The following is a 26,934-nucleotide window of genomic DNA, read 5'->3' as shown; positions in this document are numbered from 1 at the left end:
GCCGATGATGAACCTTGCCGAATATCGCAACCGCAACACCCGGCTCGCCGACTTCCTGCCCTGGGTCGCGCTGGTCGGCGAAGGGATCGTGCTGAACAAGGACGGCAGCTTGCAGCGCACCGCGCGCTTCCGCGGCCCCGACCTCGACAGCGCCGTACCGGCCGAGTTGGTCGCCGTCGCCGGCCGGCTCAACAACGCCTTTCGTCGCCTCGGCTCTGGCTGGGCGATCTTCGTCGAGGCGCAGCGCCACGGCGCCGCGACCTATCCCGCCAGCATGTTCGCCGACAGCGCTTCCGCGCTGGTCGACGCCGAACGCAAGGCCGACTTCGAGGAAGCCGGCGCGCATTTCGAGTCCAGCTACTTCCTCACCTTTCTCTATCTCCCGCCGGCCGAGGATGCGGCCCGCGCCGAGACCTGGCTCTACGAGGGCCGCGATCACGTCGGTGTCGATTCCCACGAGATCCTGCGCGGCTTCGCCGACCGCACCGATCGCATTATCCAGCTCATCGACGCCTTCATGCCGGAATGCGCCTGGCTAGATGACGGCGAGACGCTGACCTATCTGCACTCGACCGTCTCGACGAAGCGGCATCGCGTCCGCGTGCCCGAGACGCCAATGTATCTCGATGCGCTGCTCGCCGATCAGCCGCTTACCGGCGGGTTGGAGCCCAGGCTCGGCGACACGCATGTCCGCATCCTCACCATCGTCGGCTTCCCGACCGCGACCACGCCGGGCATTCTCGACGAGCTGAACCGACTGGCCTTTCCCTATCGCTGGTCGACGCGGGCGGTCCTCCTCGACAAGACCGATGCCACCAAGCTGCTAACCAAGATCCGGCGGCAATGGTTCGCCAAACGCAAATCGATCGCCGCCATCTTGAAGGAGGTGATGACGAACGAGGCCTCCGCCCTCGTGGACACCGATGCGGCGAACAAGGCGGCCGACGCCGACATGGCGCTGCAGGAACTGGGCGCCGACTATGCCGGCCAGGCTTATGTGACCGCCACCATCACCGTCTGGGACGACGATCCTCGCATCGCCGCCGAGAAGCTCCGGATGGTCGAGAAGGTCATCCAGGGCCGCGACTTCACCGCCATGCCCGAGACCATAAACGCGGTCGATGCCTGGCTCGGCTCACTGCCGGGCCATGTCTACGCCAATGTCAGGCAACCGCCGATTTCCACGCTCAATCTCGCCCACATGATCCCGCTGTCGGCGGTATGGGCGGGACCGGAACGGGACGAGCACTTCGATGCACCCCCGCTGCTTTACGGCAGAACCGAAGGCTCGACCCCGTTCCGGCTTTCCATCCATGTCGGCGATGTCGGCCATACGCTGATCGTCGGCCCAACCGGCTCCGGCAAGTCGGTGCTGCTGGCGCTGATGGCGTTGCAGTTCCGGCGCTATCCGCAGAGCCAGGTTTTCGCCTTCGACTTCGGGGGATCGATCCGAGCCGCCGCGCTCGCCATGCGCGGCGACTGGCATGATCTCGGCGGCGGCCTGACCGAAGGCACCAACGACAGCGTGTCTCTTCAGCCGCTCGCCCGCATCGACGACGTCGCTGAACGCGCATGGGCCTCCGACTGGCTGATCGCCATCCTCGGGCGCGAGAGCGTGCCTGTCACGCCTGAGGTCAAGGAGCATCTCTGGTCTGCGCTCTCATCTCTGGCCTCCGCGCCGGTCTCCGAGCGCACGCTGACAGGCCTGTCCGTCCTGCTCCAGTCCAACGACCTGAAGCAGGCGCTGGGACCTTATTGCGTTGGCGGCCCCTACGGCCGTCTTCTCGACGCCGAGGCCGAGCATCTCGGCGAGGCGAAGGTTCAGGCGTTCGAGACCGAAGGGCTGATCGGCACCGGCGCTGCCGCCGCCGTGCTCGCCTATCTCTTCCACCGCATCGAGGACCGCCTTGATGGGCGCCCGACGCTGTTGATCGTCGATGAAGGCTGGCTCGCCCTCGACGATGAGGGGTTTGCGGGTCAGCTCCGCGAATGGCTGAAAACACTGCGCAAGAAGAACGCCAGCGTCATCTTCGCGACCCAGTCACTCTCCGACATCGACGGCTCGGCGATTGCGCCGGCGATCATCGAGAGCTGCCAGACCCGCATCCTGCTCCCCAACGAACGCGCGATCGAGCCGCAGATCACCGCCATCTATCGCCGCTTCGGTCTCAATGATCGTCAGATCGAGATCCTCGCTCGGGCGATGCCCAAGCGCGATTACTACTGCCAGTCCCGGCGGGGCAACCGACTCTTCGAACTCGGTCTGTCCGACGTGGCGCTGGCGCTCTGCGCGGCCTCGTCGAAACAGCACCAGACGCTGATCGCGGAGGTTCACGCCCGTAGCGGCACCGAAGGCTTCCTTGCCGAATGGCTCGCGGAAAATCGCCTCGGCTGGGCCGCCGACCTCATCGCCGGTCTCACCAACGTCACCCCCCAAACCAATCCGGAGGCACACCCATGACTCGTTCCGTTCGTTCCCGCTCGCGCGCGCTGTGTATGTCGGCGGCGCTGTTGACCACGTCGATCGCGTTCTCGCCGATCTTCACCACGCCCGCCACCGCGCAGTGGATCGTCTACGATCCGACCAACTATGCGCAGAACGTCCTGACGGCGGCGCGCACTCTGCAGCAGGTCAATCAGCAGATCACCCAGCTTCAGAACGAAGCCACCATGCTGATCAACCAGGCACGCAATCTGGCGAGCCTGCCATATTCCTCGCTCCAGCAGCTTCAGCAGTCGGTGCAGCGCACACAGCAGCTTCTGCAACAGGCCCAGGGCATCGCCCTCAACGTCCAGCAGATCGACCGTGCATTTCAGACCACCTATGGCAACGCGTCGATGTCCGCGTCCGATCAGGCGCTCGTGGCCGGCGCGCGCGAGCGCTGGCAGAACACGGTCGGAGGCTTGCAGGACGCGATGCGCGTCCAGGCCGGCGTCGTCGGCAACATCGATACCAATCGCGGCGAGATGTCGGCTCTGGTCGGCCAGAGCCAGGGCGCGACAGGCGCCCTGCAGGCGACGCAGGCGGGCAACCAACTTCTCGCTCTACAAGCGCAGCAGCTTGCGGACCTGACCGCAGTCGTCGCCGCAAACGGCCGAGCGCAGAGCCTGTCCGAGGCCGAGCGCGCCGCCGCGGCCGAGCAAGGACGCGAGCAGCGGCGTCGGTTCCTGACGCCGGGCACCGGCTACCAGCCGGGCAACGCCCGCATGTTCCCGGACGGCAACTGAGGATACGGCCATGGACGGCAAGATGCTGGCCCGGCTTGGCGCTGTCGTGTTCGTGGCCGTCGCGATCACCGCGACCGTGATCGAAATGAACCGCAAAGAGGAAGTGCGGGAGGCGTGGCCGGCTGGCCGGACCACCCAAGCGCAAGGCGATCCGTTGCACGACGAGCTGATCCGCTGCCAGACGCTCGGCGAAGCGGGCCCGCGCGATCCGGCGTGCCTGCGGGCCTGGGCCGAGAACCGCAACCGCTTCCTCGCCCCCGGTGCGCGACCCGTCGAGCGGCTGCCGGATGTACCACCAGCGCCGCGTGGCGACCTCACCCCCGAATCGGGCCGCTACGATCCGCCGATCTTGGCGCCCGCCGCACCGATCGTGCCGTCTCAGCTCGACGAGGCGAGATGACATCATGGGCGGCACCGGCGTTATCGACCATTTCCTTGAGGTCTTCACCCGCTACATCGACAGCGGATTCGGGTTGCTCAGCGGCGAAGTCGCCTTCATCGCCACGACGCTGATCGTCATCGATGTGACGCTGGCGGCGCTGTTCTGGTCCTGGGGCGCCGACGACGACATTCTGGCGCGTCTGGTGAAGAAAACTCTGTTCGTCGGGGTGTTCGCCTACATCATCGGCAACTGGAACAACCTGGCCCGCATCGTCTTCGAGAGCTTCGCCGGCCTCGGCCTGAAGGCCAGCGGCACAGGCTTCACGACCGCCGATCTGCTCCGCCCCGGCAAGGTGGCCCAGACTGGCCTCGATGCCGGACGTCCGCTCCTGGAATCTATCTCCGGCCTGATGGGCTACTGGTCGTTCTTCGAAAACTTCATCCAGATCGCCTGCATGTTTTTGGCCTGGGCGCTGGTGTTGCTCGCCTTCTTCATCCTCGCCATCCAGCTTTTCGTCACCCTGATCGAATTCAAGCTGACGACACTCGCCGGTTTCGTACTGATCCCGTTTGGCCTGTTCGGTAAGTCGGCCTTCATGGCCGAACGTGTGCTTGGGAACGTCATCTCGTCCGGCATCAAGGTGCTGGTGCTGGCCGTCATCATCGGCATCGGCTCCACCTTGTTCTCCGAGTTCACAGCTGGCTTTGGCGGTGCCACGCCCTCGATCGACGAGGCGATGGCCATCGTGCTCGCCGCGCTATCGCTGCTCGGTCTCGGCATCTTCGGTCCCGGCATCGCCAGCGGCATTGTCTCCGGCGGCCCCCAACTCAGCGCCGGTGCGGCGGTCGGTACAGGTCTAGCGGCCGGCGGCATGATCGCCGCCGGAGCGGGCGCGGTCGGCGCCGCCGCATCTGGCGGCGCGGCCCTTGCCGGAGGCGCAGCAGCCGCGGCCCGCGGCGGTGCCGCGATGGCGGGTGGCGCATCCACTGCCTACAGCCTCGGCGCAGCCGGCCAGTCCGGTGTCAGCGGCGTCGCGTCGGGCCTTGGCGGTGTAGCCCGCGCTGGCGGCAGCGCAGCGGTCTCGCCACTGCGCCGTGCCGCGTCACGCGCCGCCGATAGCATGCGCTCGAGCTTCAATGCCGGTGGCAAGGCCGCGTTCGAAGCGACCGGTGGCTCCTCGACGATGGGATCAGTCGGTGGCGACGCAGCCGGCGACGGCGGCGGCTCGGCTGCTCCGGCAGCGGCGGGCGGGCCGCCCGCATGGGCACAGCGCATGCGCCGCTCCCAACGCATGACCCACGCCGTTCAGGCGACCGCCCACGCCGTGCGCTCCGGTGACGCCCATGGCGGCGGCTCTTCCGTCAATCTCTCCGAAGGCGACCGCTGATGTTCAAACGACCCTCCACCCACTATGGCAAAGCCCCCGAACCCGAGACGCCCTATCAGCGCGCCGCACAGGTCTGGGACGAACGGATCGGGTCCTCGCGCGTCCAGGCGAGGAACTGGCGGCTGATGGCCTTCGGTTCGCTGATCCTCTCCGCTGGCTTCGCAACCGCGCTGGTCTGGCAATCGGCGCGCGGCACGATCGTGCCCTGGGTGGTGCAGGTCGACCGGCTCGGCCAGGCGCAGGCCGTGGCGCCGGCTGTTGCCGACTATCGTCCGACCGACCCCCAGATCGCCTTCCACCTGGCGCGCTTCATCGAGCAGGTCCGCTCGATCCCGGCCGACGCCATCATCGTGCGGCAGAACTGGCTGCGCGCCTACGACTTCACGACCGACCGCGGCGCGGTAGCGCTGAACGACTACGCGCGGGCCAACGACCCATTCACCAAGGTCGGCCGACAGCAGGTCGCGGTGGAAGTCTCGAGCGTCATCCGCGCGTCTCCAGATAGTTTCCGTGTCGCCTGGGTCGAGCGCCGTTACGAGAACGGCCAACTCGCCACTACCGAGCGCTGGACCGCGATCCTGACAATCGTCGTGCAGGTCCCGCGCAACGCCGATCGGCTCAGGGCGAACCCGCTCGGCATCTATGTCAACGCCATCAACTGGTCACGGGAGCTTGGTCAATGAAGCCGTCTTTCCGTAAAGCCGGAAACCCGGCTTCACACATTTCCGCAATCCCGGCTTTGCGCCGAGGCGCATTGCCGCTTCTGCTGCTGGCGACGTCCGCGCTCGCCGGCTGCGCCACCACCAATCCTCCGCCGGAGATCTCCTACGACAACGCCGCGCCTGCGGTGCAGACGGTGGATCCCCCAGCGCCGGTAACAGTCGTGGAACTGCCCCGGCCCCTACCATTGCCCGGGCAGATGAAACCGGTGGAGCGCTCCCGTCAGGCACCCGAACCGACCGATCCGACAGCACGGGTCAACCAGGCCAATGCTGCAGCCCGCATTCAGCCTGCGTGTTTCGGAAAATTCCGGACAGTTATTTCACTAAATCGCGGACAGGCATTTCAGTAAATACGGGACAGTGATTCCGCTAAATCCCGGACAGGGTTTGGGACAGGATCAAGGTTAGGTTTTGTGATGCGCCGCTCTGGCATTGTTGCTCCTCATCGTTGCGATGGGAGGGGTGATGCCAAGGCGGAAGCAGACGAGACGAACCGACGTGAAGGACATGCGATCGATCCTCCGGCTGACCTACGATCAGGGTTTGTCGGTACGGGCCGTGTCAGAGCGGCTGAAGCTTAGCAAGACGACGGTGTCGACCTATTTACTGCGGGCGCGCGAGGCTGGGCTGACAGGCTGGCCGTTGCCGGCCGGCTACGACGACGACGCAGCGATCGAACGGCTGGTGTTCCGCCGTGTCGGCCGCCCTCCTCAGGATCTGGGCGAGCCGGACTGGCCAGTGGTTGCGCGGGAGATCAAGCGCAAGGGCGTGACGCTGGTTTTGCTGTGGCAAGAATATCGGGCTGCCCATCCCAATGGCTATGGCTATACCTGGTTTTGCGATCGGTTCCTGTCCTTCCAGCGGCGGACCCATGTCAGCTTTCGCAATCGGTATGAGGCGGGCGCCGTCCTGCAAACCGATTATGCCGGGCAGACTGTGCCGCTGATCGATCCTGTGACGGGCGTCATCACCCAGGCACAGATCTTCGTAGCGGTGCTGGGTGCTTCATCCTTCACCTTCGCAATGGCCAGCTTGAGCCAGCAGTTGCCGGACTGGATCGACGCGCAGTGCCGGGCATTGGCCTTTGTTGGCGGCGTTCCGCGCGCGATCGTGTGCGACAATCTGAAAGCGGGCGTTGCCAAAGCGCTATGGTTCGAGCCCACGCTCAGCGCGACCTTTGCGGCGATGGCCGAGCATTACGATACGACGATCCTGCCTACCCGGAGCCGGCGGCCGCGCGACAAAGGAAAGGTCGAGGGCGCAGTGTTGATCGTGGAGCGCTGGATCCTGGCGCGGCTGCGCAATCGGCGCTTCTTCAGTCTGGCGGATCTCAATGCCGCGATCGCGGACTTGCTGGTTGATCTCAATGATCGGCCCATGCGCCATGTCGGCAAATCCCGTCGCGCAATCTTTGACGAGATCGAACGGACGGCATTGGCGGCGTTACCTACGTCGGTGTTCGAATATGCCGAGTGGAAACGCGCCAAGGTCCATCCTGATTATCATGTCGAGGTCGACAAGACCTTTTACTCCGTGCCGCACGGACTGATCGGCCGGCAGGTCGATATCCGCCTGACGCATCGAGTGGTCGAGATCTTCTACGATCATGCGCGGGTCGCCAGCCATATGCGGACATCGCAGCGCCGTGGGCACGTTACCGTGAATGAGCACATGCCCAAGGCGCATCAGCGCTATGCGAATATATCGCCAGCGAGCCTGATCGAGCGCGCCAGGAAAACCGGTCCTAACACAGCGACGTTCGTGGAAAGGCTGATGATCGACAAGCCACATCCCGAGCAGGGCTATCGCTCCGCCATGGGCGTCCTCTCGCTGGCCCGGCGCTACGAGCGCGATCGGCTTGAAGCCGCCTGCGATCGAGCGCTGGTGATCGGCGCCGTTACCTACTCATCCCTCAACGCCATCCTCAAGGCCGGGCTCGACAAGATCCAGCCGACAGCGGGGCCGCTCAAACCAACACCGGCGCACGACAACATCCGTGGCGGGTCCTATTATCAATAATGAAAGGACGATCTTGTGCTGACGCATCCTACCCTTGATCAAATGCATAGCCTGGGGCTAGCGGGCATGGCGGCCGCGTGGCGCGACATTGCCGAGCAAGACACCGCTGGCGATCTGACCCGAGACGAATGGCTCGGGCTCATGCTGGACCGCGAGATCGCCACTCGCGCCGATCGACGGCTGACTAATCGTCTTGCCAGCGCGAAACTGCGCTTTGTCGACGCCTGTGTCGAAAATATCGACTTCGGGGCGCATCGCGGACTGGATCGCCGCAATATCCTCTCGCTCGCACAGGGTGCCTGGCTCAAGGCAAATGAGAATCTCATTATCACCGGCCAAACCGGCACGGGAAAAACGTGGCTGGGATGTGCGTTCGGGCGACAGGCGGCGCGCCAGGATCACTCCGTCTTATATCTGCGCATGCCGCGCCTGTTCGAGGATCTTGCACTCGCGCGCCTCGACGGTCGCTTCCCACGCGTCGTCGACAAGCTTGCCCGCGTTCAGCTGCTCATTCTGGACGACTGGGGTACCCATAGTCTCAACGATCAGCAACGCCTTGATCTGCTCGAAATCTTCGAGGAACGGTATCGCCGCAGATCCACGCTCATCACCGCCCAGCTCCCCGTGGCGGCCTGGCACGAAATGATCGGCGAGCCCACGATCGCCGATGCTATCCTCGACCGCATCGTCCACAATGCCCATCGCATCACGCTGAAAGGAGACAGCATGCGGCGACAAAAAGCTCCGCATGGCTTGACCCAGGAAGCAAATATCGAAATCACTCAACCCTGACAGCAACCAGGCATCCACTGCCTACACCAGCTGTCCCGGATTTACTGAAGCGCTTGTCCGGGATTTAGCGAAGCAGCTGTCCGACTTTTGCGAAATACGCATTCAGCCGGTGCGCGACGGCTTCATCAATTCGATGCAGGTCTATCCGTTCACCCAAGGCGCGCTCTATCAGGTCTATACCGCCGTCGGGCAGATCACCGACATTGCGTTGCAGCCCGGAGAGCAGCTCGTGGGCTCCGGCCCGGTCGCCGCCGGCGACACAGTGCGCTGGATCATCGGCGATACGCAGAGCGGCTCCGGGCCAACGCTTCAGGTCCATATCCTGGTGAAGCCGACCCGGCCGGACCTGATGACCAATCTCGTCATCAACACCAATCTTCGCACCTATCACATGGAGCTACGCTCGACCGAGCGCACCTACATGGCTTCGGTCTCCTGGCAATATCCGCAAGACCAGCTCATCGCGCTGCGTAGGCAAAACCAGGAGGCACAGGCCGCACAACCCGTCGCCACAGGGATTGATCTCGCCAACATCAAATTCCGCTACGAGGTGACCGGCGACCGCGCGCCCTGGCGTCCACTGCGCGCCTATGATGACGGCCGTCAGGTGTTCATCGAATTTCCGCGCGGGATCGCGCAAGGCGAGATGCCGCCGCTGTTCGTGGTCGGGCCCGAAGGTAACACGTCGGAGCTCGTCAACTACCGCGTTCGCGGCAACTACATGATCGTCGATCGGCTCTTCGCCGCCGCCGAGTTGCGGTACGGCTCCGGCGACCGCCAGAAGCGCGTCCGCATCGTGCGTACCGATGGGAGGCCGGCGTCGTGAGCGAGACAGAGCCCCGGAAAGAGGAAGGGCCGGACGAGGAGGCTCGGCCGTTGACCGGCGAGCCCGTCGGTCCCGCGCCGATGCGGCTACGCGCCGAACCGCCGCGCGTCACCCGACTGTCGCGAAAGGTGCTGGCCGGTCTCGGCCTGGTCGCGAGCGTCGGGATCGGCGGTGCGCTCATCTATGCCCTTCAGACACGCGATGGCGGTCGGCCAAACGAGGAGCTCTACTCGACGGAGAACCGCTCGACAGCCGATGGCATCGCCGGCTTGCCCCGCGATTATAGCGGCGTGCCTCAGCTGGGCCCACCGCTTCCGGGCGACCTTGGCCGCCCCATCCTTGGCGCACAGAATCGCGGCCAGCACGTACCGACGCCCGGCGTGACCCCACCCAACCCCGGCCTCAGTCCGGAAGAGCAGCGGCGCATTCAGGAACTCGAATCGGCGCGCACGGCGCGGCTGTTCGCCGCCACCGAAACTCGGACGGCCGCGGTAGCACCGTCGCAAACTACGCCCGGCGCACAGCCGACGCCCGATCTCACCAGCCTCGGCCTCGCCCCGCCGCCGACGACGCCAACCGCCCAGGATCGGCAAAACGCCTTCCTCAATGCTGCAGCCGATCGGCGCACCGTCGCGGCTGATCGCGTCGCCGCGCCAGCCTCACCAAACGTGCTGCAAGCGGGCGCCGTGATCTCCGCCGCACTGATCACCGGCATCCGTTCGGATCTCCCCGGCCAGATCACCGCCCAGGTGACGGAAAATATCTACGACAGCCCGACGGGTCGCATCCTCCTTGTGCCCCAAGGCACACGCGTCATCGGCCAGTACGATAATAACGTCCAGTTCGGGCAGAGCCGCGTCCTCTTGGTGTGGAATCGGCTGATCTTCCCGAACGGACGGTCGATCGTTCTCGAGCGCCAGCCGGGCGCCGACGCCGAGGGCTACGCCGGCCTACAGGATGGCGTCGATTATCACTGGTGGGACCTCGCCAAAGCTGCGGGCCTCTCGACCCTGCTCAGCGTCGGCGCCGAACTCGCCGTGGACAATGACGATCGCCTGATTCAGGCGATCCGCAACGGCGGTCAGGACACTATCAATGATGCGGGCCAACAGATCGTCCGGCGCCAGCTCAACGTCGCACCCACGCTGACGATCCGCCCAGGCTTCCCGGTGCGCGTCATTGTCACCCGAGACCTGGTTCTAGAACCTTATGGAGGCTCATGATGCCCAAGCTCAAACTTGGCCCTTTGATTGACGAAAAGCCAGTCAAGATCACGGTGGAACTACCCGCTTCGTTGCATCGAGATTTGGTGGCATACGGAGGCGCCATGGGCCGCGAGCACGGACAAGGGGCGATCGAGCCTTACAAGCTCGTTGTTCCGATGTTGGAGCGCTTTATCGCGACGGATCGCGGCTTCACAAAGCTCCGCCGGGCTCAAACCGCCGGTTGATGCTCACCGCGAAGTCTTAGGCGCTCCGTCAATTGTCTCAGCGCCGGATTCGCGCATTGAGCGGTCCAAACCGCGGTCCATTGCAGGTGATCTGCGGACTGAACAGGCAAGATGCTCAAGTCGGGGGTGTTCGGGCTGATCATGGACTTCACTGCGAGCGTCAGTCCGAAACCCTCTCGCACGAGGTATATGAGATTGTCTCTACCGACTTGCTGCAAAGATAGTTGCGGTCTGCTGCCGAGGCGTCGCAGATGCCACCCCAGAATCTCCGCGACCTTGAGCCCAAAGGCGTCCGAACTGACAAGGATTGTCTCTTCGGTTAGGTCGCTCCATCCGACAGTCGCAAGCCGCGCAAGAGGATGTTCGACCGACGTAACGACGACGAGCGGCTCCTTCCAAACAGGCAACGCGTCAAACCCCTCGATCTGCGGCTCTCCGATGACAAAGGCGACATCGAGCCGCCCTCGCGATACGCCCGCGAGGGTGTCATCGAACGAAGCTTCCTCCACTCGGATCTTCACCTTCGGATATTTTCGTCGATAGGTTCTCAGGAGTTCCGGCAAGGGGCCTTGAGTAAGCGTTCCCATCAGGCCGATCCGCAAGTGCCCGTGTTGCCCGGTGTGGGACGACGCCAGTTCCTTGACCGCCCTGTGGAGATGTTCCGCTCCAACACGCGCTTCCTGAAGGAAATGGCTACCAATGGGAGTCAGGACCACCCCAGTACGGCGGCGCTCGAACAGAGCGACGCCGAGCCGCCGCTCGAGAAGCTGTACTCGGCGTGTGAGCGTAGACTGGTTGACCCCGATGGATAGTGCCGCGCGACGGAACGATCCGTGCTCCGCGGCAAGATGAGCATAACGAAGGTATCGCAGGTCAAGCGAGAGATCGGGCACTCTCGGCCCTCCGCTCCGACCTCCGCATGGTCGGCGTGAGCTTGCAGTTCATCCGACGCGATCGCCAGCCTGGGCCGCAGGTGGCCATCCAAAACCAACCTGCCGGTGAGATCCATCTATCCCCAAACCTCCTTCGGAAGCTCTCTTCCATTCCTCTAAACTCCGCATTATAACCTTTATAAGCCATTATGTGCGACTGAGTCCCTTATATAGGGAATTTAGAGGAACTTAAAGCCTGCCAGAGGTAACAAAAATGTCGGAAGAGTTCTATACGGTCGAGTTCGCCGCGGAGCAGTTGAAGCTGCATCCAAAGACCGTCCTCAAATTCATTCGTCAGGGTCAATTGCGCGCCACCAAGGTTGGTCGCCAGTATCGCATCTTGCGCTCAGACCTTGCCGCCTTGGTTGGTGATCATCGTGCGGCTCGGGGCGCGTTGCGCGAGGTTAGGTCGACCACGATCGTCGACATCTCCAACGCGGATGCCGAGTTCGCACGGAGGATGGCGGCACTTCTGACCGGCGCCCGCAAGGCAAACGGCCGGTCTGCCGAGCCCATGAGCGTGGACGTCACACACGATCCGGCGAACAAGCAGGTCAAGATCATCATCGTCGCCCGGCCATCGGATGCTGCCGAACTCCTGCAACTCTCCGAAGTCCTGCTGGAAGGCCGTACATGAGTTCCGCCTTCCGAACACCAGAAGGCGCGAAGGCGGTCCGCGAGAGCTATGAGCAGCTTCTGGAGCATTGGCCGTCGCCAAGCCGTCGCCATCTTGTGCCGACCTCAGCGGGTGAGACGTTTGTGATTGAAAGCGGCCCGCTCGATGCACCAGCCGTCGTCCTGTTGCATGGCACTGCTGCGAATTCCGCCATGTGGCTGAGCGACGTTGCCGCGTGGACCCAGCGATTCCACGTGTTTGCTGTCGACATCATCGGCGATGCTGGTCTCAGCGCCTTCAACCGCCCCGCGCTCGATACCGACGCGCATGCGCGATGGCTAGACGAGGTCCTCTCAGCTCTTTCGATCCAGCGCACGTCGCTTGTCGGCATCTCCATGGGCGGCTGGCTCTCGCTCGACTACGCGACGCGCCGTCCTGAGCGCGTGCAGAAGCTCGCCGTCATCAACCCCGCCGGCGTCGGCGAGCCTCGGAACGTGCTCATCTGGGCGCTGCCGCTCTTGATGCTTGGCCGGTGGGGCCGCCGCAAGATGATTGAGCGGATCGCCGGCGCTCCGAGCGGTGCGCCGTCCCCGGATCAAGCGGCAGTGGCTACCTTCCTAGAACTGATCTTCAGCCACTTCCGGCCGCGCACAGCGGCGCTCCCCCGGTTCGACGATGCCGCATTGGATCGGCTATCTATGCCTGTCCTGGCGATCATCGGAGGTAGGGACGTCTTTATCGACGCGCCCGGTACCCGCGCGCGTCTCGAGGCGCATGTTCATGACCTGACGATGTCGTTCCTTCCAGACGCCCATCACTTCGTACCCGGTCAGACTTCGAAGATCGAAGCATTCCTGGCGGCCAAACCGACAGCGTCAGCATAGGAGCGTCGCTTTGAAGGAGAAGATCGATATCAAACTCGTCAAAGCCCTTCGCAAGCGCACCGCAGCCGGAGTGGTGAGTTGCAGAGACGCGCTGATCGACACCGGTGGCGACCTCGATTCGGCAGTGAAACTCCTGCATGAACGGCATCTCTTGCCCGCCGCCATTGAGCGCCGACCTACGGCCGAGGGGCTGATCGCCTTCCTCGTCGATGGCCGTTGCGGCGTCATCGTTGAGCTCGCTGCAGAGACAGACTTCACTGCCCGCAATCCGCTGTTTCAACAAGCAGCGCAAGCTATCGCGCGTACCACGTTCACGGTGGGAGGCGAATTGGCCGATACGCTCGCAGCGCCGTCGCCCGATGGTCAGGGAGACATCGCAGGCTATGTGCGACGACTGGCTGCAACGTTCGGCGAGAACATTCATGTCCGGAGGGCAAGCATCCTCAGGACCGAGAATGGGTTGATCGGCGCATACGCGCACAATCCGCAGGTGCCGGGCCTTGCGAGAATGGTAGCGCTAGTGGCAATCAGCGGACATGCCCTCGGTTCGTCTGGCAATTTAGTTGCCAAGAAGCTGGCCATGCACGTCGTCGGCGCCTCGCCACTGTGGTCGAGCGTCAATCATGTTCCGCCGTCGATTCGCGATCAGAAGCGGTTGAGAATCGACGACGACCGTGAGCATAGCCCAGACGAACGCGACGTCAGTTCCGCCATCGAAGCCCGGCTGGAGCGGTTCTACGATCAGACCGTCCTTCCTCGACAACGCTACCTGCTCGACCCCTCGATGACCGTTGCCGAGTTTCTGGCTGCCGAGGCCGGGTCCGATGCTCACATCGAGGGTTTCGTCTGTTTCCGCATCGGAGAGGACGCCGCGCACGACGCGCGTGTTGCCGAAGCTGCGGAGTTCGAATGGACCTTCGGCAACGATTGGTCTGACGAGCGCCCTTCGAAACTGACCGCCATCGGCAATGAGCGGGTCTTTGAGATCTCGCTTCGTGGACCGAAGCTGCGGGACGATCGTGATGCCGTCGATCTTATCAATGCGGCATGGTCGGGCGGAGCGACCATCATCGCACTGCCTGTGGAGCGTCTGTCGACGGACTTCTTCCCCCTCAGCACAAGGAAAGCCGGAGCGATCCTCCAGAAGTTCTCGAACTTCGGCACACGCGTTGCCATTGTCGGCGACATTTCCTCCGAACTCAGTGCGAGTTCGGCGCTACGCGACTTCGTCTATGAATCCAACCACCGCGGTCAGGTCGTGTTCGTTCCCGACCTGAAAGTGTTGACGCAAGGATTGCGGAAATCACAGCACGACAACGGGGATACCGCATGAAAAGCCAAGCGTCGCGATCATCGGCCGAACGCTGGCAGCCAACAAGCTTTTGAAGGACCGAGAAGATCGCCAATCGCCTTTAGGTAGCCTTCCAACGCAGCACGCCCAGTCTCAGACAGGTGAAAACTTGTAGCAGCCGACAGAAACCCGCCGATGTGTACGCTACAGCCCGAAAATACCGCACGGCATTTCGAGGAGGCTTCCAGTACCGATATCTATCGCTTTCAATCGCCTTAGAGAAGGAGATTGAGAATGCGAAAGACCGAAACTACCCAAATCAGGCGAACAATCCGGCGCCACCAGTTACGCGAGATGGTGCCGATGGCTGACAGCACGATTTATGAAATGGAACAACGTGGCGAGTTCCCCCGTCGGTTCGCGCTCTCGCCACGGTGTATCGTTTGGGACCTGGCCGAGGTCGAGGCCTGGCTGATGGCAAGGCGGGCTGCCCCGATCTGTCGAGCACAGCACCCTGACGTCACCAAGCGCAAAACCCGACCGGTCAAAGGGCGGGATCAAGCTCCATCACGGGCATAGCTGGCGGCAGAAGCGTTGGGGCGTGCTTCCGACCGTCGATCCAGGCGTCCACGGTATCCGCCCACTGCTGCATCATATGCCGGCGCTGCACCTCATACTCGGCCTTGTTGTAAACGCCGCGCGATGAACGCCCGTCCTCGTGCGCCAGGCACTTTTCGATCCAGTCGCTGTTAAAGCCCAGCTCATTTAGCAGCGTCGAGCCCGTCCGCCGCAGATCATGGACCGTGAAAGGCTCCAGCGGCAGCCCCTCCTTCTTGGCCTGTTCGACGACGGCATAGGTGACCCGATTGAAGGTCGCGCGCGACATCGGCGCGTCCGCGTCGTACCGGGACGGCAACAGATATCGGGAGTTGCCGGAGCAGGTCTTGAGGGCGATCATGATGTCCAACGTCTGTCGGCACAGGTAGACGTTGTGCGGCTTCGACCTCTTCATGCGCTCCTTCGGGATGGTCCAGACGGCGTTGTCGAAATCGATCTCGTCCCACACCGCATCCTGCAACTCACTTTTCCGGACCATGGTGAGGAGGAAGAGTTTCATGCCGAGGCGGATTGTCGGTAGCGTCGCGACGTGCTCGAGCTGTTTGAACATGATGCGGATCTCGGCGGGTGAAAGCGCGCGGTCCTTCGGCGTAAAGGTGGCGATCGAGGCCGGACCAACGTCATCGGCCGGATTGGCGACCTTCTCGCCGTGCAGAATGGCATAACCGTAGATCTGCTTGAGGATATCCCTAACGTGGATGGCGGTCGCAGGCGCACCCCGCTCGACGATCTTGCCGCAATGGGCGCGCAGGTCATCAGGTGTGATCTCTGTCAGAAGTCGGTTCCGCCAGACGGGCATGAGTTCGCGTTCGAAGATGGAGCGACGCATCGCGCGCGTGCTGTCGGCCATCGTTGCGTTGGTCAGCCATTTCTCGCCGAACTGGCCGAAGCTCTTTGCTTCCTTGATCCGGCGCTTCTCCCGCTGCTTCTCGATGGCGGGGGACCGCCCCTCGGCAATCGCCCGGCGCGCGTCAATGCATAGCTCTCGAGCCCTGGCGAGCGATATCCCGTCGCGGGCATACCTACCGAGATAGACGGTCTCCCGCCTGCCGTTCAGCCGATAGTCGAGCCTGAACGAGATGGCGCCCGACGGCGCGACGCGCACATACATGCCGTCACGATCGGATACCTTGTACATTTTGGCTTTTGGTTTCAAACACTTGAGTGCTGCATCGGTCAACATTTCGGGCCTCCTTGCGGAAAAGTACCGTCACGCGGTTTTTGGAGGCCGATGTCGTCGAAAACGCTTATATTTCAGCGTATTAGTTCGAAAAAAGTACCGTCATGAGCCTCATTGCTCCTGACGGTACTTTCGTTTTTCCAGTTGATCAATGGGGGTGAGTTCCGTCAGCGAGGCCGCCGAACGCGATCTATGCCCACCGATAGATGTCGATAGGTATAGGAGGAATTTATTTTTGTTTTAAGTGTGTTAGGTCGTATCGCAGCGTAGATTCGGCGGCGTTCGGATGGGTCTGAATCATTCCCACTCGATCGTGCCAGGCGGCTTCGACGTATAGTCATAGACCACGCGGTTGATGCCCTTGACCTCATTGATGATCCGGGTCGCCACGCGGCTGAGGAAAGCTGCATCGAACGGATAGATGTCCGCCGTCATGCCATCGGTCGAGGTGACGGCGCGCAGGGCGCAGACGCTGTCATAGGTGCGCAGGTCGCCCATCACGCCAACGGTGCGGACGGGCAGCAGCACGGCGAAGGCCTGCCAGATCGCGTCATAGAGCCCCGCGTTGCGGATCTCCTCCAGATAGACCGCGTCCGCCTTGCGCAATATGTCGCAGCGTTCCTTGGTCACTTCGCCGGGGATGCGGATGGCAAGGCCAGGGCCGGGGAACGGATGGCGACCCACGAAAATCTCGGGCAGGCCCAGTTCCCGGCCCAGCACGCGCACTTCATCCTTGAACAGTTCGCGCAACGGCTCGACCAGCTTCATGTTCATGCGTTCGGGCAGGCCGCCGACATTATGGTGCGACTTGATCGTGACGCTGGGGCCGCCGGTGAAGCTGACGCTTTCGATCACGTCGGGATAGAGCGTGCCCTGCGCCAGGAAATCGGCCCCGCCGATCCTTGCGGCCTCTTCCTCGAACACGGCGATGAATTCGCCGCCGATGAACTTGCGCTTCTTTTCAGGGTCGGTGAGGCCAGCCAGGCCGCCCAGAAAGCGATCCTCCGCATTCACATGGACCAGTTTGATGCCATAATGTTCGCGGAACAGGGTAACGACCTGTTCGGCCTCGCCCAGCCGCATCAGGCCATGGTCGACGAACACGCATGTCAGCTGGTCGCCGATCGCTTCGTGGATCAACACTGCCGCGACGGCGCTGTCGACACCGCCGGACAGGCCGCAAATCACCCGGCCAGAGCCAACCTGCGCGCGAATATCGGCGATCTTGGTCGCGCGAAACTCCGCCATGGTCCAGTCGCCCGCCAAGCCGCAGACATGACGAACGAAATTGGCGAGCAGCTTGCCGCCATCGGGGGTATGGACGACTTCGGGATGGAATTGGGTCGCATAAAAGCGCCGGGCTTCGTTGGCGGTGACGGCGAAGGGCGCACCCTCGCTGGTGGCGACGACCTCAAAGCCGTCGGCCAATTGCGTCACCTTGTCACCATGGCTCATCCACACCTGATGCTTTTCGCCCGGCGCCCAAAGACCGTCGAACAAAGCGCAGGGCTTTTTCACCTCGATGAAGGCGCGGCCAAACTCGCCGCTCTCCCCGCCTTCGACATTGCCGCCCAGCTGCTGCATCATCGTCTGCTGACCATAGCAGATGCCCAGCACCGGGACGCCCGCGTCGAATATCGCCTGCGGTGCGCGGGGACTGTCATCCCACATGACCGAAGAAGGGCCGCCCGACAGGATGACGCCCTTGGGCTGCATCCGGGCGAAGGCTTGCTCGGCGCTGTTGAAGGGGGCGATTTCGGAATAGACCCCGGCTTCGCGTACGCGCCGGGCGATGAGCTGGGTCACCTGGCTGCCGAAGTCCACGATAAGGATGGAATCCTGAAGGGGCAGCGTCATCGAATCGCCTTTATATCGAGCGGTGGAAGGGATTCGCGCCCGGTTAGTCGCCCCGCCCCGATATGTCCAGTTTTCGCGACCTATACGGCATCGGCATCCAGCCCACGGCCCGCCGCCCAGCCCAGCAATGCCGCGCTGCCCAGCACCGCCGCCGCAATCAGGAAGGCGCTGCCGATGAAGGGCAGGGTCGGATTGCCGCCAACCGACAGCGCGTAAATGCCGCCAAAGAAGAGGGGCGATACGATACCTGCAATACTGCCCACACTGTTGTTCGCGCCCTGCAACTGGCCCTGTTCGGATTCGGACACGCGCTGCGTCATCAGCGACTGGATCGTCGGCATTGCCAGCCCCCACAGCGCATTGGGCAGCATCGCGGCGACAAACAGCCAGCCGGTCGGCGCGAGACCCATGCAGGCGATGCCGACCGCACCGAAGGCCAGGCCCGTCACCATCGTCGCCCGGTCGCCCAGCCGCTTGACCACGGGCCCGACCAGCAAGCCCTGCACGCCCATGTCGAGCAAGCCGACCAAGGCGAGCAGGCTGCCGACCTGCCACGCGCCCCAGCCATAACGATCCCCGGCATAGAGGACGAACACGGCGGAGAAGAGATGGTGGGCGAAATAGAGCAGGAAATTGACGATCGCCAGGCTCGATAGTTCGGGGTGGGACCGCAAAAGGGTGAGCGCGCCGAATGGGTTGGCGCGGGCCCATGAAAAGCCCATCCGCTTTTCCTGCGGGAGCGATTCGGGCAGGACGACCAGACCATAAAGGAATGCCAGTCCCGACAGGCCAGCCGCCGCCCAAAAGGGCGCGCGCAGCGAAATCTCGCCCAATATGCCGCCAAGCAGTGGCCCGGCGACAAAGCCGCCGCTGAATGCCGCCCCGATCAGCCCATAGCCGCGCGCGCGATCTTCAGGTCGGGTGATGTCGGCCATATAGGCAAACACGGAGGTGAAGCTGGACGAGGTGACCCCCGCCAATATCCGCCCCAAAGCCAGCCACCATAGATTGGGCGCGACGGCCATCAGCACATAATCGAGCGCCAGACCGCACACCGACAGCAGAATGACGGGCCGCCGCCCGAAACGGTCGGACAAGGACCCGATAATCGGCGAGCAGATGAACTGCATCCCCGCCCATAGCGCTACAAACAGGCCATTCCACAGGCCGGCCGCGCTGCTGGAGCCGGACAGGGATTCGATCAGTTGCGGCAGCACCGGGATGACGATTCCCATCGACATGACATCAAGCAGCGCCGTCACCAGGATGAAGGCGATGGCCGCATTGCGGCGGGGAAGGAAAGGAGCGGGCATGGGCAACCGCCTAGAGCGGATGGACAGTCATGCCAAGCGGTCGGTGCGCGGCAACGGCCCCAGCCAGAGGCTCCACGCCAGCAACAGCAGGCACCAGCCGCAAGCCACCCACAACGCGCCAAGGTCCATCCGCCCAAACAGCACAGCCCCGGCCACTGCGCCTGCGACAAGACCCAGCCAGAGCAACAGATGGGGCAGCCAGCCAAACGCCGGACCACCGGTCACGGCACCGGCCAACGCCTGTCCGAGCTTCACCAGTGCGCCGGTCATATAGGTGACGCCAATGCTCACCTCGCCATCGCGCTGGAACATATTGTTCACAGCGCCCATAGCCGCCGCCATCAGCAAGGTCAGACCATCCCCGGCCGATCCGGCCAGCGATGCCGCGATGGTCAACAACGCCAGCACCAGTGCCAGCACGGCTTGCTTGCGCCACCGTCCGGCCATCCGCGCCAGGAGCGCGCCGACAAATACCCCGCCAACAAAAGCGCCGATCAGCCCGGCGGCCGCCCATGCCAGCGTCGGCTCTGTCGCGATGCCCACTGCCATTCGGGTCGAATTGCCGCTCATGAACGACACGAAGAGCCCGCCCAGTTTGAGCAGACCCAACGCATCGACCATCCCCGCAAGCGCCGCCAGGCCAAAGGCCAGGACATGGCGCGACGGAGGGTGACGACGCACGGCGGCGCCTTATCGCATCACGACATCGCGGCTCAGATAGACCTCCGCGACGCGGCCATCCTTGATCGTGCAGGTGAAGCGGCGGGTCTTGCCGGTCGGGGCGCGATAGTTGGCGCGCGATTCGACCTCTCCGTCGATATTATACCCGCCTTGGGCGGCGCGCGGCTCGTCGATGCGCCGCACCTCGGCATAGCCGCCATTCTGGCCCTGCGCTTCATCGCGCGCGGCGACGGCGCAGGCGTCCGTCATCTGATCCTGATCGCCATAGGCGGCGGCGACATCGGAGAAATCATCGTCGCGCCGGACATCCGCGCCATAATCCGTGCCATCGACCGGCGGGGGAGCCGCGGCGTCACTATTGCGCGCTGCCTTCTTGTCCTTCGACATGGAAGAGGCGACGATCGCCACCGCACCGATCAGCGCTGCCACCCCGACGGCATCGCCAAAGCCGAAGCCATTGCCGCGATCGCGATGGTGATGATGGCCCCAATTGCGGTCATAGCGCGGACGCGCCTGCGCCGGACCTATGCTGCCAACCAGCAGCGCCAGTCCAACCAGCGATCCTGTCATCCAGCGCGTCTTGCCCATGCCTGTGTCTCCTGCGGTCAAACGGTATCTATCCGCGTCCGGCTGTCGCGCGGCTGAACGATTATTGCGGATCATCCTTGATCTGCAAACCCGTGAATGAGGCCAGAAAGGCATAGCTGTCGGCATATTCGTCGATCAGCTTGTCGATCGGCTTGCCAGCGCCATGGCCGGCGCGGCTTTCTACCCGCAGCAGGTGGGGCTTGCTGCCCACATCGGCAGCCTGCAAGGCGGCAGCATATTTGAAACTGTGGGCGGGCACGACCCGGTCGTCAGTATCGGCCGTGGTGACGAGGATCGCGGGATAATCCTTACCCGACAGGATGTTATGATAGGGCGAATAGCCGTAGAGCAGCGGAAAATCCTCCGCCCGTGCCGGCGATCCATAATCGTCCACCCAGTAACGCCCGGCGGTGAAGCGGTCAAAGCGCAGCATGTCCATCACGCCCACGGCTGGCAGGGCGGCAGCGAACAGATCGGGACGCTGGTTGACTACCGCACCGACCAGCAGGCCGCCATTGGATCGCCCCTCGATCGCCAGGCCATCCGGCGTGGTATAGCCATTGGCCTTAAGATACTCGGCCGCGGCGATGAAATCGTCGAACACATTCTGCTTGTTGGGGCCACGGCCAGCCTCATGCCATGCCTTGCCGAATTCACCGCCGCCGCGCAGATTGGCGATGGCATAGACCCCGCCCTGTTCCAGCCAGGCCAGCCGCGTCGCCGAATAGCCCGGCGTCAGGCTGATGTTGAAGCCGCCATAGCCATACAGGATCGTCGGCGCCGCGATCGCCCGGTCCGCCAGCACCTTTTTGCGGATCACGGTCATGGGCACGCGGGTGCCGTCCTTTGACAGATAGCTGATCTGTTCCACCCCGAATTCATTCGGATTGAAGGGCAGGTCGGGCTGGGCGAACAACTGGCTTTGCAGGGTGGATGTGTCGAAGCGATAGATGCTGGACGGGGTGGTGAAGCCCGAAAAGCTGAAAAACGTCTCCGGGTCGCCATCGCGCCCACCAAAACCCGCCGCAGTCCCCATGCCGGGCAAGGGCACGTCGCCCACCTTGCGCCCATCCAGTTCGACCAGTTCCGCAATCGTTTCGGCCTGCGTCATATAGGCCAGGATCAGTCGGCTGCCGACCAGCGAGCCGCCCGCCAGCGTATCGGCGCGTTCGGCCACGACCTGTTGCGGCCTGCGCCGGGGCTGCGCCGCATCGAGCGTCACAACTCTCAGATGGGGCGCATGATCATCGGTGATGAAATAAAGGGTCGACCCCCGACTCCCAATCAGCCGCCAATCCTGTACCGGCCCCTTCACCAGACGCCGAGGCTTAACCGGCCCGCCGTCCAGCGCGGCGACATGGATTTCACGGCGCGGGTCGATCCCCTGAAACGAACTGATCACCAGCCAGCGCCCGTCGTTGGTGACCTGCGCGGTATGGCTCAGTTTCGGCCGGTCTGGCGTGGCGTAGATCAGTTGATCCTGCGCCTGCGCGGTGCCGACGCGATGATAGAAAAGCTGCTGATCTTCATTGGCGGCCCTGAAAGCCGTATCTCCCTGCGGCGCAGGGTAGCGGGAATAGAAGAAGCCCTCGCCACGTCCGTCCCAGGCCAGGGTCGAAAATTTGACCCAGTCGATCCGGTCGTCGAGCACCTTCCCCGTATCGACATCCAGCAAACGCAGGGTCCGCCAATCGCTGCCCGCTTCCTGCACGGCAAAGGCCAGGGTCCGGCCGTCCGGCGAGGGAGCCCATTCGGCCAATGCGCTCGCACCATCCTTGGCCCAATCATTGGGATCGATCAGCAACCGCTGCGGGCCGTCCAGCCCTTCACGCACGTAGAGCGGGGTCTGGTTTTGCAGCCCCTTGTTATAACCGTAGAAATAGCGCCCGCCGGCCTTGCGCGGGACGGTGTAGCGGCCATGCGACAGCAACGCCTGCATCCGCGCCTTCAGCGCCGCCCGGCCTGGCAGGCCGTCGATATAGCGGCGGGTCAGCGCATTTTCCTGCGCCACCCAGTCGCGCACGGCCGGGTCCGCACGCAAATCATTTTCCAGCCAGCGATAGGGATCGGCGACCTTTACCCCGAAATGATCCTCCACCAGATCAAGACGCCTGGCGATGGGGTAGCGCAAGCCCTGCCCGGCCGCGTCGATGGCGACCGTCTCCGGCCCCGCAACGACCGGGCTGGCCACCAGCAGCAGCGGCAGCAGGAACAGGCGGGCCGTTGCGCGCATCCTCTTTTTCGTCTCTTTTTAACCAGAACAGGCCGTGGCTCCTAAAGAGCCACGGCCTGTCGGTAAAGCATCCAGTCCTCCCCGGGAGGACCGCACTCAATCAGGCAGCTTCATATTCATCTTCGTCGGCGGTCTGCACCGGGCCGCTATCCTGCCCCTTGGCGCTGACGTCGCGGTCGACCAGTTCGATGATCGCGATCGGCGCGGCGTCCGACGCGCGGATGCCAGCCTTGATCACGCGGGTGTAACCGCCGTTACGATCCTTATAGCGTTCGGCCAGAACCTCGAACAGCTTGGCCAGCTGCGCATCGTCCTTCAGGCGAGCATCGGCCAGGCGACGGTTGGACAGGCCACCCTTTTTCGCCAGCGTAATCAGCTTTTCCACATAGGGGCGCAGTTCCTTCGCCTTGGGCGTGGTGGTCAGAATCTGCTCATGCTTGATCAGCGAAGCGGCAAGGTTGCGGAGCAGCGCGACGCGGTGACCGGTGGCGCGCTGAAGACGACGTTGACCCATTCTGTGACGCATAGTTCATTCCTTCGTTCGTTAAGGGCCCGTTTCAGGTAGCCCAGACCAGGCGGTGACGTGGCCGCCATTTTGTTCGTCATTCCCGCGAAGGCGGGAACCCGTCTCCGACCCCATCCCCAGGCGCAAGGCCGGGAGATGGGTACCCGCCTTCGCGGGGATGACGGAGCTTTTTAGCCCAGCAGCTCTTGTTCGAGCTTCTTGGCCATTTCCTCGATATTTTCAGGCGGCCATCCGGGGATGTCCATGCCGAGGCGCAGACCCATGGACGACAGCACTTCCTTGATTTCGTTCAGCGACTTGCGACCGAAATTAGGCGTACGCAGCATCTCGGCTTCGGTCTTCTGGACCAGATCGCCGATATAGATGATGTTGTCGTTCTTGAGGCAGTTGGCGCTGCGGACCGACAGTTCCAGTTCGTCCACCTTCTTGAGAAGGTAGCGGTTGATCTGGTTGGTGTCGCTTTCGCCTTCCGACGCCGATGCGACCGCATGGCCACCCTGCGAAGGCGCGGCGGTGGGCAGCGCGTCCTCGAAATGGACGAACAGCTGGAGCTGGTCCTGCAGGATGCGCGCGGCAAAGGCGACCGCATCCTCCGGCGTGACGGTGCCGTCGGTTTCGACGGTCAGCGACAGCTTGTCATAGTCCAGTTCCTGGCCGACGCGGGTATTGTCCACCTTGTAGGCGACCTGACGGACCGGCGAGTAGAGCGCGTCGATCGGAATGAGGCCGATCGGCGCGTCTGCGGGACGGTTGGCGACGGCGGGGACATAGCCCTTGCCGACATCAGCGGTCAGTTCCATGTTCAGCGTCGCGCCCTGGTCGAGGTGACAGATCACCAGGTCCGGGTTCATCACTTCGATGTCGCCGACGACGCTGATGTCGCCAGCCTTGACCACGGCAGGACCGGTAGCCGACAGCTGAAGCCGCTTGGGACCATCGCCTTCCATCCGCAGGGCGACCTGCTTGATGTTGAGGACGATGTCGGTGACATCTTCACGCACGCCAGCGAGCGACGAGAATTCATGCAGGACGTTCTCGATCTTGATCGAGGTGACCGCCGCGCCCTGAAGCGAGGAAAGAAGAACCCGGCGTAGCGCGTTGCCAAGCGTCAAGCCGAAACCGCGCTCCAGCGGCTCGGCAACGAAGGTCGCCTTGCGCTTACCGTCGCTGGTTGGCTTGATTTCCAGCGCGTTGGGCTTCTTCAATTCCTGCCAGTTCTTCATGTTGACAGTCATGTACTTCCCCTGGGGATGTGGCCGAAACGCTTATGATCCTGGACCCGACAGGACGTTGCGGCCGATGCAGACGGGTAACGGGCGGCGCGTCCGCCGCCCGCCATATCGCTCAGCCGAATTTAGACGCGGCGGCGCTTGGACGGACGCACACCGTTGTGCGGGATCGGCGTTACGTCGCGGATCGAGGTGATATGGAAACCGACGGCCTGAAGGGCGCGCAGGGCCGACTCACGACCTGAACCGGGACCCTTGACTTCGACTTCCAGCGTGCGGACGCCATGTTCGGCGGCCTTGCGACCGGCATCTTCCGCGCACACCTGAGCGGCGTAGGGGGTCGATTTGCGGCTGCCCTTGAAGCCCATCATGCCAGCCGAGGACCACGAAATCGCGTTGCCCTGGGCGTCGGTGATGGTCACCATAGTGTTGTTGAAGCTGGCGTTGACATGTGCCACGCCGGCCGAGATGTTCTTGCGCTCACGGCGCTTAATGCGCTGGGGTTCGCGTGCCATTTTGCTCTATCCTACTCGAAATACTGACAAAAGAAGTCGGGAGGGCAAGGCCGCAAGGCCCGCCCTCTGGCGCTTACTTCTTCTTACCGGCGATCGCCTTGGCCTTGCCCTTGCGGGTGCGGGCATTGGTGTGCGTGCGCTGGCCGCGAACCGGCAGCCCCTTACGATGACGCAGGCCGCGATAGCAGGCCAGGTCCATCAGGCGCTTGATGTTCATCGCGGTGTTGCGGCGAAGATCACCCTCGACGGTCAGGTCAGCGTCGATCGTTTCACGGATCTGGAGCACTTCGGCGTCCGACAGGTCCTGCACGCGACGGCTGTGGTCGATGCCCAGCTTGTCGGCGATGTCTACGGCGGTCTTACGGCCGATGCCGTGAATGTAGGTGAGCGCGATGATTACGCGCTTGTTGGTCGGGATGTTAACACCCGCAATACGTGCCATGGTCAATTAATCTCCTGCTCCACGGGGCGATTGGCGTCACCCCATCTCAAAGCGTCAGGGCCGCGACCCCATGGCGTGGGACCGCAACCAATGTATAGCCCCGGACGCAAAAAAGACGGCCAGTGCGCGAAGCACTGCCGCTCACCAGCGTGTCGGGATGTGCGCGCCCTAGCGATTCGGCCGGACGGTGTCAATATCGGCGCGGCAAGCAAACGCGTCGGCCCGGCCTGCCCCCGCGGCTCTTCCGCTCATCCTTTTCCAGTTGAGCCGCCTGCGCCGGGCAGGCATGGGTGGGCAATGCGCTTTACCACCCACCTTGCCCTCGCCGCACCCTTCCTCATCCTGCTCGGCTCCTGTGTCGGCCCTGCAACGCGCCAGGCCAGTCCTGCCCCCGCGCCTGCCCCGCGTCCGGCCCAGGCTTCCGCGCCGATCCGGCCCGCCGCCCCCGCCGCGCCATTGGCCAGCGACTGGCAATATCGCCCCACTGCGCCGGGGGATTGGCGCTGGCAATCCGACGCAGCCATGTCGATCGCCCGTTTCGGTCCAACCGCGGCCGACCCCCGCCTTACTATCCGCTGCGATCGGGCGGCGCGGCGAATCAGCATTATTCGCGCAGGCGCGGGGCAAGGGACGATGACGCTGCGAACCAGCTATGGTGCGACCAGCTGGCCTGCGACGGCCACCACAGCCTCCGTGCCGCAGACGATAGCGGTGCGGGCCGCTGCCGATACTGCGCTGGACCAGATCGCCTACAGCCGGGGCAAATTCGCGATCGAGGTGATGGGACTGGAGCCGCTTATCGTACCGGCATGGCCGGAAGTGTCACGTGTGATCGAGGATTGCAGGGGATAGCGACGCGACGCCGGGATTGCGGACGCGAAAGTATGATTCGAAAAAAGAATAATACAAGTCTTGATCATGCCTTCCGTCTGATTCACATTCCATCCCGTGGCCGCACGAAGCGCAGTCGAAGTCGGCCATAACGGGCTTCAACATAGCGAAAGGAGGTGATCCGATGTCTCATGGTTCAGCAATGGGGTCGGTCAAGTCCATTCGGGGAACGCGCCGCTGAGCGACGCCATGCCGTCGATCTCCCTCCACATCGCGAGATAAAGCGCGCCGATATACAGGCCGTCTCCCGTTGGAGAAGATAGCGCGACCTTCGTTTCCCCTGGGCGGCACTTCCGGCCGCTGACCATGCACATGATGGGCCGTCGGGCTTT

General features: G+C 63.4%; 27 protein-coding genes. 16 read left to right on the top strand and 11 right to left on the bottom strand.

All coding sequences use genetic code 11. The features are described from left to right. Positions 1-4: 4 nt before the first annotated feature. The 11 genes from trbE to IWY39_RS12075 all read left to right on the top strand — a co-directional run bounded on the left by trbE (position 5) and on the right by IWY39_RS12075 (position 10,806). Complete coding sequence (gene trbE, locus IWY39_RS12125; RefSeq protein ID WP_107123485.1) at positions 5-2,461, top strand: conjugal transfer protein TrbE; 2,457 nt, start codon at positions 5-7, stop codon at positions 2,459-2,461. Further along, positions 2,458-3,228, top strand: a complete 771-nt coding sequence (trbJ, locus tag IWY39_RS12120) for a P-type conjugative transfer protein TrbJ (RefSeq protein ID WP_107123486.1) — start codon at positions 2,458-2,460, stop codon at positions 3,226-3,228. The genes trbE and trbJ overlap by 4 nt, the downstream gene beginning before the upstream one ends. A gap of 10 nt (positions 3,229-3,238) precedes the next feature. Then, a complete protein-coding gene (gene trbK-alt / locus IWY39_RS12115; protein WP_107123487.1) occupies positions 3,239-3,628 on the top strand; it encodes a putative entry exclusion protein TrbK-alt in 390 nt (129 codons plus the stop codon). Positions 3,629-3,632: 4 nt separating this feature from the next. Beyond that, complete coding sequence (gene trbL, locus IWY39_RS12110) at positions 3,633-4,997, top strand: P-type conjugative transfer protein TrbL (RefSeq protein ID WP_107123488.1); 1,365 nt, start codon at positions 3,633-3,635, stop codon at positions 4,995-4,997. Continuing rightward, on the top strand, positions 4,997-5,680 hold the full coding sequence (gene trbF / locus IWY39_RS12105; RefSeq protein WP_107123489.1) for a conjugal transfer protein TrbF: 684 nt from the start codon (positions 4,997-4,999) through the stop codon (positions 5,678-5,680). The genes trbL and trbF overlap by 1 nt, the downstream gene beginning before the upstream one ends. Continuing rightward, complete coding sequence (locus tag IWY39_RS12100; protein ID WP_231377520.1) at positions 5,677-6,069, top strand: hypothetical protein; 393 nt, start codon at positions 5,677-5,679, stop codon at positions 6,067-6,069. Before trbF ends, IWY39_RS12100 begins: the two co-directional genes overlap by 4 nt. Positions 6,070-6,184: 115 nt before the next feature. Beyond that, the gene (gene istA, locus IWY39_RS12095; RefSeq protein WP_107126060.1) at positions 6,185-7,738 is read left to right on the top strand and encodes an IS21 family transposase; all 1,554 of its coding nucleotides are present in this window, start codon (positions 6,185-6,187) and stop codon (positions 7,736-7,738) included. 42 nt (positions 7,739-7,780) lie between these two features. Further along, positions 7,781-8,530, top strand: coding sequence for an IS21-like element helper ATPase IstB (istB, locus tag IWY39_RS12090; RefSeq protein ID WP_231377638.1), 750 nt, complete (start codon positions 7,781-7,783; stop codon positions 8,528-8,530). Then, positions 8,508-9,356 (top strand): P-type conjugative transfer protein TrbG, encoded by an 849-nt coding sequence (trbG, locus tag IWY39_RS12085; RefSeq protein WP_443019995.1) that lies wholly within the window; start codon positions 8,508-8,510, stop codon positions 9,354-9,356. The genes istB and trbG overlap by 23 nt, the downstream gene beginning before the upstream one ends. A gap of 80 nt (positions 9,357-9,436) precedes the next feature. Continuing rightward, positions 9,437-10,579 carry a TrbI/VirB10 family protein gene (locus tag IWY39_RS12080; protein WP_231377669.1) on the top strand — a complete coding sequence of 381 codons (1,143 nt, stop codon included), beginning with the start codon at positions 9,437-9,439 and terminating at the stop codon, positions 10,577-10,579. Beyond that, positions 10,579-10,806, top strand: coding sequence for a DUF2274 domain-containing protein (locus IWY39_RS12075; protein WP_107123549.1), 228 nt, complete (start codon positions 10,579-10,581; stop codon positions 10,804-10,806). The genes IWY39_RS12080 and IWY39_RS12075 overlap by 1 nt, the downstream gene beginning before the upstream one ends. Here IWY39_RS12075 and IWY39_RS12070 read toward each other — a convergent pair. Further along, positions 10,791-11,699: a LysR family transcriptional regulator gene (locus tag IWY39_RS12070; protein WP_107123492.1), complete on the bottom strand. Its 909-nt coding sequence runs from the start codon at positions 11,697-11,699 to the stop codon at positions 10,791-10,793. The two genes, IWY39_RS12075 and IWY39_RS12070, sit on opposite strands and share 16 nt — an antisense overlap. A 253-nt stretch (positions 11,700-11,952) precedes the next feature. Here IWY39_RS12070 and IWY39_RS12065 point away from each other — a divergent pair, with 253 nt between their 5' ends. From IWY39_RS12065 to IWY39_RS12050, 4 genes are all read left to right on the top strand, one after another. Then, complete coding sequence (locus tag IWY39_RS12065) at positions 11,953-12,375, top strand: helix-turn-helix domain-containing protein (RefSeq protein ID WP_048649004.1); 423 nt, start codon at positions 11,953-11,955, stop codon at positions 12,373-12,375. Further along, positions 12,372-13,238: an alpha/beta fold hydrolase gene (locus tag IWY39_RS12060; RefSeq protein WP_107123493.1), complete on the top strand. Its 867-nt coding sequence runs from the start codon at positions 12,372-12,374 to the stop codon at positions 13,236-13,238. The genes IWY39_RS12065 and IWY39_RS12060 overlap by 4 nt, the downstream gene beginning before the upstream one ends. 10 nt (positions 13,239-13,248) lie before the next feature. Beyond that, entirely contained in the window at positions 13,249-14,571 is a 1,323-nt protein-coding gene (tsf, locus tag IWY39_RS12055) for a translation elongation factor Ts (protein WP_107123494.1), read from the top strand. 252 nt (positions 14,572-14,823) lie between these two features. Beyond that, the gene (locus IWY39_RS12050) at positions 14,824-15,108 is read left to right on the top strand and encodes a helix-turn-helix transcriptional regulator (protein WP_107123495.1); all 285 of its coding nucleotides are present in this window, start codon (positions 14,824-14,826) and stop codon (positions 15,106-15,108) included. Here IWY39_RS12050 and IWY39_RS12045 read toward each other — a convergent pair. The 10 genes from IWY39_RS12045 to rpsM form a co-directional block, all read right to left on the bottom strand. Continuing rightward, positions 15,074-16,330 (bottom strand): tyrosine-type recombinase/integrase, encoded by a 1,257-nt coding sequence (locus tag IWY39_RS12045; RefSeq protein ID WP_107123496.1) that lies wholly within the window; start codon positions 16,328-16,330, stop codon positions 15,074-15,076. The genes IWY39_RS12050 and IWY39_RS12045 overlap by 35 nt on opposite strands. Before the next feature lie 294 nt (positions 16,331-16,624). Continuing rightward, positions 16,625-18,184 (bottom strand): glutamine-hydrolyzing GMP synthase, encoded by a 1,560-nt coding sequence (guaA, locus tag IWY39_RS12040; protein ID WP_107123497.1) that lies wholly within the window; start codon positions 18,182-18,184, stop codon positions 16,625-16,627. A gap of 80 nt (positions 18,185-18,264) precedes the next feature. Next, complete coding sequence (locus tag IWY39_RS12035; RefSeq protein ID WP_107123498.1) at positions 18,265-19,497, bottom strand: TCR/Tet family MFS transporter; 1,233 nt, start codon at positions 19,495-19,497, stop codon at positions 18,265-18,267. Positions 19,498-19,524: 27 nt separating this feature from the next. Continuing rightward, entirely contained in the window at positions 19,525-20,178 is a 654-nt protein-coding gene (locus tag IWY39_RS12030) for a YoaK family protein (RefSeq protein WP_107123499.1), read from the bottom strand. Positions 20,179-20,187: 9 nt separating this feature from the next. Further along, the gene (locus tag IWY39_RS12025) at positions 20,188-20,766 is read right to left on the bottom strand and encodes a hypothetical protein (protein ID WP_107123500.1); all 579 of its coding nucleotides are present in this window, start codon (positions 20,764-20,766) and stop codon (positions 20,188-20,190) included. Positions 20,767-20,827: 61 nt separating this feature from the next. Continuing rightward, complete coding sequence (locus IWY39_RS12020; RefSeq protein WP_107123501.1) at positions 20,828-22,999, bottom strand: prolyl oligopeptidase family serine peptidase; 2,172 nt, start codon at positions 22,997-22,999, stop codon at positions 20,828-20,830. Between the two features lie 100 nt (positions 23,000-23,099). Further along, a complete protein-coding gene (gene rplQ, locus IWY39_RS12015; protein WP_026002152.1) occupies positions 23,100-23,525 on the bottom strand; it encodes a 50S ribosomal protein L17 in 426 nt (141 codons plus the stop codon). Positions 23,526-23,695: 170 nt separating this feature from the next. Beyond that, the gene (locus IWY39_RS12010; protein ID WP_006967377.1) at positions 23,696-24,760 is read right to left on the bottom strand and encodes a DNA-directed RNA polymerase subunit alpha; all 1,065 of its coding nucleotides are present in this window, start codon (positions 24,758-24,760) and stop codon (positions 23,696-23,698) included. A gap of 119 nt (positions 24,761-24,879) precedes the next feature. Then, entirely contained in the window at positions 24,880-25,269 is a 390-nt protein-coding gene (rpsK, locus tag IWY39_RS12005; protein ID WP_004208752.1) for a 30S ribosomal protein S11, read from the bottom strand. Positions 25,270-25,342: 73 nt separating this feature from the next. After that, positions 25,343-25,711 (bottom strand): 30S ribosomal protein S13, encoded by a 369-nt coding sequence (gene rpsM, locus IWY39_RS12000; RefSeq protein ID WP_019051841.1) that lies wholly within the window; start codon positions 25,709-25,711, stop codon positions 25,343-25,345. 297 nt (positions 25,712-26,008) lie between these two features. On the opposite strand from rpsM, the gene IWY39_RS11995 reads away from it, so the two are divergent. Then, the gene (locus IWY39_RS11995) at positions 26,009-26,563 is read left to right on the top strand and encodes a hypothetical protein (protein WP_107123502.1); all 555 of its coding nucleotides are present in this window, start codon (positions 26,009-26,011) and stop codon (positions 26,561-26,563) included. The last annotated feature ends 371 nt before the right edge of the window (positions 26,564-26,934 follow it).

The organism is Sphingobium sp. JAI105 (assembly GCF_015752145.1).
Lineage (GTDB): Bacteria > Pseudomonadota > Alphaproteobacteria > Sphingomonadales > Sphingomonadaceae > Sphingobium > Sphingobium xenophagum.
This window is presented reverse-complemented; position numbering and strand designations above follow the sequence as displayed.